Source organism: Desulfosporosinus sp. BICA1-9 (assembly GCF_000802135.1).
On the sequence record NZ_JUEE01000086.1, the window covers coordinates 1 to 12,659 of the forward strand.

General features: G+C 45.6%; 11 protein-coding genes. All 11 read right to left on the reverse strand.

All coding sequences use genetic code 11. The features are described from left to right. Positions 1-277: 277 nt before the first annotated feature. On the reverse strand, positions 278-1,294 hold the full coding sequence (gene aroF, locus JL57_RS11080) for a 3-deoxy-7-phosphoheptulonate synthase (RefSeq protein ID WP_034142111.1): 1,017 nt from the start codon (positions 1,292-1,294) through the stop codon (positions 278-280). 79 nt (positions 1,295-1,373) lie between these two features. Beyond that, complete coding sequence (trpA, locus tag JL57_RS11085; protein WP_034142112.1) at positions 1,374-2,153, reverse strand: tryptophan synthase subunit alpha; 780 nt, start codon at positions 2,151-2,153, stop codon at positions 1,374-1,376. Continuing rightward, positions 2,146-3,330, reverse strand: a complete 1,185-nt coding sequence (gene trpB / locus JL57_RS11090; RefSeq protein WP_034142113.1) for a tryptophan synthase subunit beta — start codon at positions 3,328-3,330, stop codon at positions 2,146-2,148. Before trpB ends, trpA begins: the two co-directional genes overlap by 8 nt. Continuing rightward, positions 3,323-3,952, reverse strand: a complete 630-nt coding sequence (locus tag JL57_RS11095) for a phosphoribosylanthranilate isomerase (protein WP_034142114.1) — start codon at positions 3,950-3,952, stop codon at positions 3,323-3,325. Before JL57_RS11095 ends, trpB begins: the two co-directional genes overlap by 8 nt. Further along, positions 3,949-4,791, reverse strand: a complete 843-nt coding sequence (trpC, locus tag JL57_RS11100; protein WP_034142115.1) for an indole-3-glycerol phosphate synthase TrpC — start codon at positions 4,789-4,791, stop codon at positions 3,949-3,951. Before trpC ends, JL57_RS11095 begins: the two co-directional genes overlap by 4 nt. Next, positions 4,788-5,810 carry an anthranilate phosphoribosyltransferase gene (trpD, locus tag JL57_RS11105; protein ID WP_034142116.1) on the reverse strand — a complete coding sequence of 341 codons (1,023 nt, stop codon included), beginning with the start codon at positions 5,808-5,810 and terminating at the stop codon, positions 4,788-4,790. Before trpD ends, trpC begins: the two co-directional genes overlap by 4 nt. Continuing rightward, entirely contained in the window at positions 5,800-6,381 is a 582-nt protein-coding gene (locus JL57_RS11110) for an aminodeoxychorismate/anthranilate synthase component II (protein WP_034142117.1), read from the reverse strand. The genes trpD and JL57_RS11110 overlap by 11 nt, the downstream gene beginning before the upstream one ends. Continuing rightward, complete coding sequence (gene trpE, locus JL57_RS11115; RefSeq protein WP_034142118.1) at positions 6,381-7,847, reverse strand: anthranilate synthase component I; 1,467 nt, start codon at positions 7,845-7,847, stop codon at positions 6,381-6,383. The genes JL57_RS11110 and trpE overlap by 1 nt, the downstream gene beginning before the upstream one ends. A 482-nt stretch (positions 7,848-8,329) precedes the next feature. Continuing rightward, positions 8,330-9,046, reverse strand: a complete 717-nt coding sequence (locus tag JL57_RS11120; protein ID WP_034142119.1) for a sulfite exporter TauE/SafE family protein — start codon at positions 9,044-9,046, stop codon at positions 8,330-8,332. A 336-nt stretch (positions 9,047-9,382) separates the two neighbouring features. Further along, positions 9,383-11,017 carry a sodium:solute symporter gene (locus JL57_RS11125; protein WP_034142120.1) on the reverse strand — a complete coding sequence of 545 codons (1,635 nt, stop codon included), beginning with the start codon at positions 11,015-11,017 and terminating at the stop codon, positions 9,383-9,385. Between the two features lie 187 nt (positions 11,018-11,204). After that, positions 11,205-12,659 (reverse strand): ASKHA domain-containing protein (locus JL57_RS11135; RefSeq protein ID WP_034142122.1); only part of this gene is annotated, 1,455 nt, incomplete at its 5' end.

Consider the following 12,659-nt stretch of genomic DNA (forward strand, 5'->3'; position numbering starts at 1 on the left):
AAGGGACCTTCGCGCCCCAACGAGTTCCGCCGAATAGAATATTATCTCATAGGGAGGGTATCTGACGAAACCCTCCCTATAATTTTTACAGTGATTCGGAACAAAATATGTTAAATAGATAGTCCTCTGAGATTGTCGATCGATCATTTGTTTCCTGATCCGAAGTCCGGAGTAGCTGCCCCGAGATGGGTTACCGTCAATTTGTCGGTCAAACACAAGCTGGAAGAAATTCGCTATCTATTGAATATAAAAATTGATACTGAGAGTCCCATGGCGCTCATGACATCTTTTTACCTTCGAATAGGGCTCTCTTCCTTAAATCGACCATTATTTCTTCAAACTGCTTTAAATCCAAAGACTGGGCGCCGTCGCACAGTGCCCTAGAAGGGTCATTATGGGCTTCAATCATTAACCCATCTGCCCCTACAGCCATGGCTGCTTTGGCAAGCGGCGCAACGAGGCTGCGTATTCCTGCCGCATGACTGGGATCCACGATCACCGGAAGGTGTGACTTCTGTTTGAGCAGGGGAATTGCGGATAAATCCAAGGTATTTCTTGTCATCGTCTCAAAGGTGCGTATACCCCGTTCACAAAGAATGACTTGTTCATTGCCCTCGGACATAATATACTCTGCACTCATTAGCAGCTCTTCGATGGTATTGGCTAGGCCTCGTTTCAGGAGGATCGGCTTTCTACATTTGCCCACTTCTTTAAGCAAGTCAAAGTTCTGCATATTCCTAGCCCCGATCTGGATAATATCCACTTCGTCCAGCAAAGGGATCTGGGTTTGATTCATGATTTCTGTGATAATGGGAAGCCCAGTCGCCTTTTTTGCCGCCACAAGCATTTTCAAGCCTTCTTCTTGCAAGCCCTGAAAGGCGTAGGGCGAGGTGCGCGGTTTGAATACGCCGCCGCGCATGATGCTTGCACCGCTGCGTTGCACGGATTTGGCAATCTCCAGGATTTGCTCCTCACTCTCCACCGAGCAGGGGCCAGCGATGACCGTAAAGTATCCCTCGCCAATGCTGACATTGCCCACCTTCACAGTGGTATTTTCAGGGTGTACGATTCTGTTAACCGCCTTATAGGGCTCGGTTACGCGTTTGCCATATTCAACGATGTCGTTGGTATGAGCAATATGGTCTACATCCACCTTCGCTGTGTTACCGATCAGACAGACCACGGTGTGTTCTGTCCCGGTGCTCAGGATTGTGGAAAAGCCCTCTGCTTCAAATTTATAAATGAAGGCATTAATCTGCTCCTTCGTTACGTTTGGTTTTAGTACAAATACCATATGCCTTCACTCCTTCTGCAATTAGTTCCCTGAACAGTGAGTAGAGTATCGCCGAAGCCGTGATCCCATAAGTCTAAATTCAATCCTGGTCCCTCACAGCGTTTTTCATACTTCGGACATAGTCGAAAATGTAAGAACCAGCGTTTTCGCCGTGCTTCTCGATAATTTTGACAATTGCACTCCCAACAATCACTCCGTCCGCAATTTTAGCGATCTCTTCGGCCTGAAGAGGTGTGTTAATTCCGAAGCCCACGGCCGTGGGAATTGAACTCGCGCCCCTGACAACCTCTAATATTGCTGGCAGATCAGTTTTAATCTCATTTCTCATCCCCGTGACACCCATCGAGGAGACTACATAGATAAAGCCAGTTGCCTCCTTAGCAATCTGTTCAATGCGCTGTTCCGAGGTGGGAGCAATCAAGGATATAACATCGACTCCAAACCCTGCGGCAACGTCAGCCAGTTCACTTTTCTCTTCGTAAGGCAAATCAGGGATGACGATGCCATCAACCCCCAGCTCCGCACAGCGGGCGAAAAAGCGGGGGTACCCGTAGTTAAACACGGGGTTTAGGTAGGTCATAAAAACGAGTGGCACGTCTGTCTTTTGGCGTACAGAAGCTACCAGGTCAAAAATCTTATCTACGGTTGCCCCTGCAGACAGGGCGCGGATATTCGCCTCTTGAATGACCAAACCCTCGGCCATCGGATCTGAGAACGGAATGCCGATTTCTACCAAATCTGCGCCACCCCGAACCATTTCTAGAATAAACTCCTCGCTCTTGGCCATGGAAGGATCTCCACCCGTCACAAATCCGATAAACGCCTTGCCGTTTTTAAAAGCCTGTGCAATTTTACTCATCGATACATACCCCCTTATAGCGCGCGATGGCGGCAACGTCCTTATCCCCGCGGCCTGACAGACACACGATCATGATTTGGTCCTTGCTCATGGTCCCGGCAATTTTCTGTACATGAGCAATAGCATGGGCGCTCTCAATGGCGCAAATTATCCCCTCTGTTCGTGCCAAGTATTCGAAGGCTTCGACTGATTCGTCATCGCTTACAGGCACATACTCTGCTCTGCCTGTGTCGTAAAGATTAGCATGTTCTGGTCCGATTCCTGGATAGTCAAGACCGGCCGAAATCGAATACACCGGAGCAATCTGCCCAAAGTCGTCCTGACAGAAATAAGACTTCATGCCATGGAATACGCCTGGTCTTCCCTTAGCAATGGTTGCAGCATGCTTCTCGGTATGAAGACCGTGTCCCGCTGCCTCGCAGCCAATTAATTTTACGCTTTCATCTCCGATGAAGTGATAGAACATTCCTATCGCGTTACTGCCACCCCCGACACAGGCAACCACGGCATCAGGAAGTTTGCCCTCGACTTTCAGGATTTGCTCTCTCGCTTCTAAACTAATCACACTCTGAAAATCACGGACCATCATCGGAAACGGGTGGGGCCCCATCACAGAACCTAAAACATAATGGGTGTCATGCACACGGGCCGTCCATTCCCGCATTGTTTCGTTCACTGCATCCTTTAGCGTCATGGTGCCACTCGTAACCGGATGAACTTTGGCGCCTAATAGCTGCATGCGGTAGACGTTAAGTGCTTGTCTGTCTGTATCTTCCTTGCCCATAAAAATCTCACAGTCTAAACCGAGCAGTGCCGCCGCCGTTGCAGTAGCAACACCATGCTGACCAGCACCGGTTTCAGCAATGACGCGTGTCTTGCCCATTTTCTTGGCCATCAGCACCTGTCCCAGCACGTTATTGATTTTGTGTGAGCCGGTATGGTTGAGGTCCTCACGCTTCAAGTAGATTTTAGCGCCCCCTAAATCGTTGGTCATTTTCTCCGCATAGTAGAGCAAAGACGGTCTGCCCGCATAGTCACTCAGCAACTTATTCAGTTCTGCGTTGAACTCTGGATCATTTTTGAAGTCCTCGTAGGATTTCTCTAGATTTAGGATTGCATTCATCAGGGTCTCTGGAATGTATTGGCCCCCATGAATTCCGTATCTGCCTTTAGCCATTGCGCATTCTCCTTACTATTTCTAAGATTTTAGCTCGGTCTTTCAGTCCGGCCGTTTCCACCCCGCTGCTCAAATCGACAGAGTAAGGACTTGTAGCCGCTATTGCCTGTTTGATATTGCCTGCCTTCAAGCCACCAGCCAGAAAAAAAGGTTTCTGCTTCTGGTTTTGGTTTTGATTTTGATTCTTCTCTTGACTGACTAGACTCCAGTCAAAACTCTCACCCGTTCCACCGGCTCCATTATCCAGTAGCAGATAGTCGGCAACGGTATCCTGCGCACCCTCTATATCCTGTTGGGATAACACACGAACTGCCTTGATGATGGGCTTGTTGGTCAGCGCTTTTAATTCTTGGATATAATTTTCATTCTCTTCCCCATGAAGTTGGGCGATCTCGATGATGTTATCATTTAAGAGTTGGGCTACCTTCGATAACGACTCATTGACAAATACCCCAACTGGTATGATCTCTGGCTTGAGTTTAGGACGCATGGCTTCTGCCCAAACGCCGCTAACCTGACGACGACTTTTAGCGAAGACAAAGCCGATAAAGTCTGGCAAAGCCTCATTAACGTAATCGATATCGCACTCTCGGAACAATCCGCAAATTTTTATCTTCCTCAAACACAATCACCTCTCATGGTGCCATGTTCACTTACGATTTCACGTTCTCCTCTCAGAATGGCAAGCTGTTCTTTTTTATTCTCGCTGCGCATTAAGCTTTCTCCGATTAGTACAGCATCGGTCTTGTTCGCTTTAAGCCTTGCCACATCCTCGGGGGATTTAATGCCACTTTCTGAGATGAAGAGGATGTCCTCTGGCACCAAGGCGCGAAGCCTTATACTGGTGGTGATGTCTACCTCGAAGGTCTTCAGGTTACGGTTATTGACCCCTATCACTCTGGCTCCCGCAGCCAGAGCTGATCTAACCTCTTCCTCCGTATGCGCTTCCACCAGGGCGGACAAGCCCAAGCCGTGAGCAATATCCAGATAGTCTTTCAATGTCTCGGTGTTCAGCAGGGCACAAATCAGTAGAATTGCCGAGGCGCCAAGGATCTTTGACTCATAAATTTGGTAGCCATCCACGATAAAATCCTTACGGAGCAGAGGAAGGCCGACCTGCTGGTGAATCTCTGTGAGGTACTGGTCATGTCCATGAAACCAATAGGGCTCAGTGAGAACTGAAATTGCCGCAGCTCCTGCCGCTTCGTAATCTTTAGCAATCTGCAGATAAGGAAAATCCTGAGCAATGATTCCTTGCGAGGGTGAAGCCTTTTTTAGCTCACAGATGAAGGATAAGCCCTCTGCTCTTAAGGCCTTTTCAAAAGGAAAAACGGTATTAATGTCTAAGCCGTTATTTGGGGTTAACGCTTTTGCCTCTCTGATGACGTGCTCTAATGGTGTTCGTTGTTTCATTTCGGCAACCCGCTCAACGGTTCGGGTTGCTATTTTCTCTAGGATCATGCACTCACCTCGTTGGAAAGTCTCACAAATTCTTCAAGTTTATCGACAGCCGCGCCGCTGTTGATCAGGTCCATTGCCAGAGGGATTGCACTTTTGATAGTCGCTGTCTTACCGGCCAGATACAGACATAGTGCTGAGTTGAGAACGACAATATCGCGCTTAGCACCCTGCTCAGTGCCGTTTAAAATGCTGCGGGTGATTTTGGCGTTCTCCTCTGCGTCGCCACCGATCAGCTCAGGCAAAGTACACATTTTCAAACCCAACTCCTCTGGGTCGAGGTAATAGCTTTTTAAGATACCCTTTTCTATTTCGCAGACCTTTGTCCTAGTTGTGAGAGTTGCCTCGTCCAAACCATCGCAACCATGGACCACCATGCCACGCTTAACACCCAGATTGGAGAGCACCTGGGCCAAAGGCTCGACAAGGTTTTCGTCATAGACGCCCATCAACTGCATATTAGCCCCAGCGGGATTAGCCAGGGGTCCCAAGATATTAAAGATTGTACGGACACCAAGTTCTCGTCTTACGGGAGCACAGTGCTTCATCGAGCTGTGATAGGTTTGAGCAAACATAAAGCAAAGATTGATTTCCTTTAATATTTTCCGACTGTGCTCAGCAGTAATCGCTATATTTATTCCCAACTTTTCCAAAACATCCGCCGCGCCGCTTTTACTGGATACACTGCGGTTGCCATGCTTGGCTACTGGAACACCGCAAGCCGCGACGACAAAGGCAGTCGTGGTCGAGATGTTAAAGGTTCCCACCTCGTCCCCACCGGTGCCCACAATATCCATGACATCATGAACCTCCTGATTGAGGGGTATAGCCTTTTCGCGCATTGCCATAGCGCTGCCAGTGATTTCATCGATGCTCTCACCCTTCATTCGCAGTGCCGTGAGAAAAGCGCCCATTTGGCCATGGGTAGCGGTCCCGTCCATCATTTCACTCATAACCGCTTTTGCAGCCTCAAAATCTAGGTCCTCTCCTTTTATGACCTTGTGTATTGCTTCAACAATCATGCGTATCCCCTCCTAAAAAATTCTCCATGATGATTCTGCCCTGGGGTGTTAGGATCGACTCCGGATGAAATTGTACTCCATACACTTCATAATCTCGGTGTTTGACGCCCATGATCTCCCCGTCGTCCGTGCGGGCGATAACCTTGAGTTCAGTAGGCATGGTGCCTTCGAGTGCGGCTAGTGAATGATACCGTGCACCGTGGATCGTTTCGGGCAATCCGGCAAATAGTGAATAGTCGGTGTTAATTTTTATTTGAGATTGCTTTCCATGCATTAACTCTTTGGCATAGGACACTGTGGCCCCAAACCCCTCGCAAATGGACTGATGCCCCAGACAGACCCCAAATATGGGAATTATACCTGCGAAATGTCTGGCACTCTCGACACATACTCCTGCATCAGCCGGTCTACCAGGCCCTGGGGAGAGGATAATCGCATCAGGAGCCAAAGCCTCTATTTCTGGAATAGTCAGCTCATCGTTGCGGATGACCCTAATATCAGGATTGATGGAGCCGATCAGTTGATATAGGTTATAGGAAAAACTATCGTAATTATCGATTAAGAGAATCATCAGTCGATCTCCTCCTCAGAGAGTTTGAGGGCGTTCATTACCGCTTGGGCTTTGTTGATACATTCCTGATACTCGTTTTCCGGCACGCTGTCGGCAACGATACCGGCGCCGGAGCGAACGAAAACCTTGCCGTTTTTCTTAAAGGCGATGCGGATTGCGATGCAGGTATCCAGATTACCCGTAAAATCAATGTACCCGATGGCGCCACCGTAAATCCCACGCTTATTGTTTTCAAGTTCGTTGATGATCTCACAGGCTCGGATTTTGGGTGCGCCGGAGAGAGTTCCTGCAGGAAGCACCGCATCTAAGGCATCTAAGGCGTTTTTATCGTCCCGTATCTCTCCCCGAACCGTGGATCCGATGTGCATTACGTGAGAGAAACGCTCGATGGATAAATAGTTTTCGACCTTCACCGTTCCGAATTTGCTAATTCTTCCTAAGTCGTTTCTACCCAAATCCACCAACATATTGTGTTCGGCCAATTCTTTAGGGTCGGAGAGTAAATCCTTTTCATTCTGGGCATCCTCCTCCTCCGTCTTCCCTCTTGGTTTTGTGCCTGCCAATGGGAAGGTGGAGAGCTTGCCATTTTGAAGTTTTACCAGGGTTTCCGGAGAAGCACCGGCGATTTCAAGATCATCACTGGAAATATAAAACATGTAGGGCGACGGGTTCAAGGTTCTCAAAACACGATAGGCATCAAGGAGACTTCCTTCAAAATCCGCTTCAAAGCGGTTGGACAGCACTACCTGGAATATATCCCCTTCACGAATATAATGCTTCGCCTTGTTCACCATAGCGCAGTACTCATGCTCCTTAAATAAAGGCCGGAATTCTGAGGTTATTCTAGCGGGTTGTGTGTCTTGATAAACACCTTGTTTAATGAGCTTTACCATTCTTTCAATTTCCAGGACTGCCTTGTTATGGCCTGAGGCTAGCTCTGAGGTTTTTACATTAGCAATAAAAATGATTTTCTGTTTCAAATGGTCAAAGGCGATCACTTTGTCAAACAGCATTAGGTCTACGTCCTTAAAACCTTCCTGGTCCTCAGCGTCAAGTTCTAGCGACGGCTCATTGTACTTGATGTAATCATACGAGAAGTAACCCACCAGACCGCCGGTGAAGGGCGGCAGGTAATCGAACCGAGGACTTTTGTTTTCGTCTAGGATCTGTTGGATATATTCACGGGGATGTTTTGTATTTACGGTAGTTTCTGTATCCGAATTAATCTTGAGCACTCCGTTTGTACAAGCTAGCTCCAATTTCGGGTCAAAACCCAAAAATGTATATCGTCCCCACTTTTCGGGACTCTCCAAACTTTCCAACAAAAAGCAATGACGGCTGACGTTTTTGAGGATCTTCAACACTTCGATCGGAGTCCTGACATCAGAATATATCTCACGGCTAACTGGAATCATCTTATATTCCGCGGCAATTTCCTTAGCTTCATTTAGGCTTGGTCTGTACATTATAATTACCCTCCTTTGTGTAAAGAAAACTTGGCTGGCGCCAAGCGCTGGCCATGGATGGCCGAGTGTCCCTATAGCCATGGATGGTGAGAAGGGACCTCCAGAAAGTATGTGACGTAAGTTATACGTTCTGAATTAGTGCGCAAAAAACCCGCCCATGACTATACAGTCAAGGACGGGTTCGAAAAATTCAAATACCCGCGGTGCCACCTTGCTTTGCGGAAAAATCCGCACGCTTATAGAATACTAACATATTCCTGGCAACTGACGTATGCCTTCTCGTCGCGAAATACTCGGCCGAAGCCTTTGATCGCGCCCTCCGTGGTCCATTTAACAATCTGCGTTCTGCCGGGTTCACACCAACTCCGGCTCTCTGAAAGTGCACGAACTGTTTTTATCTCCACATCAACGGTTTTTGTAGCTATTAAATTATGATTTATAATACGCGTATTTATAGTGTTTGTCAACTATTATAAAATATTTTATAATGTAGTAAGTAATAAGTAAATACCCATGAAAAATAACAATGCGTAAATTATCTTTTCAAAGAGTTGCTGCTTTAATCGTGTAAATACCCATTGTCCTAAATAAATTCCCATTATAGCAAAGGGCAAAGTCCATAAAGTTGATATCCAAACGCCCTTGGAAATGCTATACATTGAGAATTGGAGTAAAAGACTGATCGGCAAAACAAACACGAAATAGGCTAAAGCAGTACCACGAAGAGTAGATTTATCAACCTTTGCCCCGGCAAAATATATCAGCAAGGGTGGCCCAGGCATACCTAAGCTTGTAGTAAGCAACCCAGCTAAGGCCCCTGTTATTAACTCATTGGTGTTGGTTTGTTTCACATTAATTTTAACTATTAATAAAGCGATTGAGGCTAGGATTAGTATACTTACTAAAATCTTTAATGGTCGGACATCCAGAAAGATAAAAAGTAACATTCCTGGGAAAATTCCAATTAAACTACCCTTAATTAATCGTATCAGGCTCTCTTTATTGACCTCACTACGTAGTTTATATGTCATAATGACAGATATTACAAGAGAAAGTATGATATTTAACTGAATTGCATCATGTGGTTCAAAAAGTAAAAGTAGAAACGGCGTTGCCATTATTGAAAATCCGAAACCGGTTCCTGCTTGCAGGGTTGATGCAACTAATACTAGTACCATTAGACCAAAAACGCTGCTCATTCTAAATTCCTTTCAATCAACACTTAAACCTCTTATACATTTTATCATATAATTAAAAATTTTCCTCTATTTGCGATGGCTATTCCCAGGTCTTCCACTGTTAACTGTCTTAACAAAGGCGCCAGGCTAATCAAATACTATAAACGCCAATCAATCTTGCCTTCCCAGATTTTTAAAGTCTCTTTCGTGTACCGTATATGTCTCTCATACTTATCTATAGCTCTATTCTCCACTATAGTTCCTCTCTTTACTTGTTATGTACAGAAGCTGGCAACGTTTGAAGCATTACCAGCTTATACGGCTTAAACCTAAAGGTCATATTCAACGTTGTAAGATTTAAGCAACTTCTTTTCCGATCGATGTAACACCCGATTTTATAGGTACTACATAGATCATTACAATTACAAAAATGGCAGCTACAATGAGGAAGAGGTTTAATCCGATCAACCCTTTCTGGAAGAGCCAGCTAAATTGGGTTAATGCTATAAAGCCCAGTAAAAACATGGCTGCCGTAGAGACAAGCCCTAAAATCTTTCTGCCGGATGACTGATCAAATTTAATTTTCCACTGTCCGGCATTGTCCACCATTGAAACTACCACCATCAATAAGATATTAAAGGTCATACCGATAAACACAGGATGAATATTAAAGAAAAAGTTGACTGGATCCCAACCACCTAGGGCATACCATGATAATCCAGAAATAAATCCTCCGAACAGAGCAGCTATTGCTCCACGACGTGTAGCCAGAGGCCAAGCCAAAGCCACAACAACTGGAGCGAACGTCGATCCGTTCCGTAACGTCCATGCTAAAATATTCCACCAGGAAGCGTTTTCGCTACGCATTAGACCTAATAAAATCATTTCTAAGGTTAGCGCAACCAATGCATACTTTGTGTAAAGAACTTTGCGTTCATCACTTAAGGACGGGTTAATGGCACCCATTACGTCACGCCCAAGGCTTGTCGCACCGGAGAATTGGCAAGGCGCACCCCACCCCAACGCTGCAGCCCAAATTCCAAGGAAGAACACGCCTACCAATGGAGCTGGTAATACTTGAGCCAGATATTGCGGTATGGCAATCATGCCACGAGCTCCGCCTGGCACAACTGCAGCAGCTGACAAACCAAACAATACACCGAACGCAATGAAGAAAATATTTGCTCCAAAGGCCATTAATAAGCCTTTTCTACCTTCCTCAGGAGTACGACAGGATAAGGCCATCTGAAATGCTGCTTGGGCTACAAACACATTGATCAAAAATGTAGCAAACCAAGCAATGATCACTTGCAAACCTACATTTGTTGGGGAAAACATGGCAGGTTTGGCGGTTGCTAACACGGCTAATCCGTCGAAACCAGGTTCTATAAAGAAGGCAATACCCCCAACGATAAACATTGCTGCAAACGCAAAACTATTTGCTGTTTGAGTAAGAACAATTGACCACATCCCACCTGCTTGAAGAAAAATCAGCAACGTTATCCCTGTAATCGCAATGGAAAAGGGAAGCGATAAAGGGGTAAATACGTGAAGAGCAGAAGCAAAAGCAAGGGCGGTTGCTATTGACCACATGGGAAAGGTAAAGGCCGTAATCGCACCGCTTATGCCCAGTGCCAGTCGCCCGAATTTATCCCCTATTAATCCAGAAACAGTCACCATTTTTAGTCTACGGAGATTGGCAATTAATAACAGAGCAATGATTAAGACATGAACCATTTCAGCCGCGCCATACCAAGCGGCTGAAATACCCACTTTATATGACAATTCTAAAACAACAATAAATGAAGAACCCGAAAACAAGCCCGTAATACATACGAAAACCATCCAAGGTTTAAAGCTGCGGCCTCCAACCCAAAAACTATCCCCACCCTCACCAGATTCGGCTTTCTTTTTGGCATATCTGCTTAGTACAATAAGGACAGCCGTATAGGTTAACCACAATCCTACAATCCATGCTCCGAATGAATTCATCAGTGCGCCTCCTTCACCTTAATAATACGTAATAAATCTCCTTGGGAATTATTCCGCGGTGGATGGGATTTGAAATGTCCCCGCTTGTCAAGACACAATTTTGAAATTTTAAGATAAACTGCCTTTCTCGCAATCGGGTATTCTATTCTCGTTAGGTGAGAGCCTTCACCTCCTTTCATTTTTACCTCTATCCTTCACATTCACCGAAAAACATGGCATTAGTAAACTCTTCCGTAAAATCACTTCGATCCGAAAGCTCAATATATTTAATATTTTTAACTACGGAATTCACAATCTCTTCGGTATCTGCACGCAATAGATTAATTTGTGCCCCGACATGTGCTGTATTACCTGCATATTCTACTTTGCTCAGAGATATAGTGGCCGGGATTAGACCCACTACTTGAGCATTCTTTTTATTAAGTACATTGCCAAAGGAACCTGCTAAGTTAAACAGCTCAACATCTTCCATCTTTATGCCCATTTCCTTGATCATAATTCGAATTCCGGCCAGTATGGCACCTTTAGCTAACTGGACTTGGCGAATATCCCTTTGTGTGAGACTTACCTTTTGAAATTCACTATTTTCAACTATGACAAATTCGTCACCATCGTCATTTTCTCGCAAACTTTCCGCCAAAGTATCCCCCACGATCGGGATTGCTTCCTTACGGGTTAATAGACGTCCGCTACAATCGATAATTCCAATACTTAGCAGCTCGGCAATGACATCCACTAAACCCGACCCGCATAAGCCCAATGCTGGAACCTGTCCGATAACATGATAGTGCAACTTCCCGTCTTCCAGCCAAACCCGATCGATTGCTCCCGTTTCCGCACGCATGCCGCAGCAAATGTTGGCACCTTCAAAAGCTGGTCCTGCCGCAGCTGAACACGCATATAAAGAGCCTTGAGCCGCTAAGACAATTTCGGCATTGGTTCCAACATCAATCAAGACGCATGGAGCATCATACTTATAAGCACCCGTAGCCAGTACTCCTGCCACAATATCTGCTCCTACATACCCTGCCACATGGGGTAAAAAGACTGTTTGGCCTCTGTCATTGATTTTGATACCTAAATCTGTGGAATCAAAACTAAGTCCTGTATAGAGAGTTCCCACGAAGGGCGGTGCGGCAATATACTTGGCAGGAAGTCCAAGCAACAAGTGCTGCATAGTTGTATTTCCAACCACACTAAGCAAATAAATATCCGCCCTATTTATTCCTGCTTTTGATATTACTTCATCGATTAAGGTATTAACTTGATCGATAATTAAGTTTTGTAATTTTTCCAAGTTACCGCCCGTTAGAGAAAAGTCGATACGAGAAATCACATCGGCTCCATAGGTTCTCTGTGGGTTGAACGCTGATGCAGCTGTGATTTCTTGTCCATCAAATAGATCATGCAAACTGCATATTACCGTTGTGGTTCCAATGTCTATCGCACAACCATACCCTACGGTTGTTGTGTCTCCTGCTTCGACTGAAATCACTTTTCCTCTGTAAGTCACGACAGTAATTTCAAAGTCGTTTTCCCTCATTAATTCCGGTAGTTTCCTCAACAAGGTTAAGTCTAATTCTTGTTGAGGATCAGGTAACAGCTCTGCCACTCTATCCCAATCAGCCCGTTGATCTGTCAT

Excerpts from the sequence above, each read along its gene's own strand:
- trpC (WP_034142115.1), bottom strand. The coding sequence starts at position 4,791 with ATGATCCTAGAGAAAATAGCAACCCGAACCGTTGAGCGGGTTGCCGAA.
- JL57_RS11120 (WP_034142119.1), bottom strand. The coding sequence starts at position 9,046 with ATGAGCAGCGTTTTTGGTCTAATGGTACTAGTATTAGTTGCATCAACC.
- JL57_RS11125 (WP_034142120.1), bottom strand. The coding sequence starts at position 11,017 with ATGAATTCATTCGGAGCATGGATTGTAGGATTGTGGTTAACCTATACG.
- JL57_RS11110 (WP_034142117.1), bottom strand. The coding sequence starts at position 6,381 with ATGATTCTCTTAATCGATAATTACGATAGTTTTTCCTATAACCTATAT.
- trpA (WP_034142112.1), bottom strand. The coding sequence starts at position 2,153 with ATGAGTAAAATTGCACAGGCTTTTAAAAACGGCAAGGCGTTTATCGGA.
- aroF (WP_034142111.1), bottom strand. The coding sequence starts at position 1,294 with ATGGTATTTGTACTAAAACCAAACGTAACGAAGGAGCAGATTAATGCC.
- trpB (WP_034142113.1), bottom strand. The coding sequence starts at position 3,330 with ATGGCTAAAGGCAGATACGGAATTCATGGGGGCCAATACATTCCAGAG.
- trpD (WP_034142116.1), bottom strand. The coding sequence starts at position 5,810 with ATGATTGTTGAAGCAATACACAAGGTCATAAAAGGAGAGGACCTAGAT.
- trpE (WP_034142118.1), bottom strand. The coding sequence starts at position 7,847 with ATGTACAGACCAAGCCTAAATGAAGCTAAGGAAATTGCCGCGGAATAT.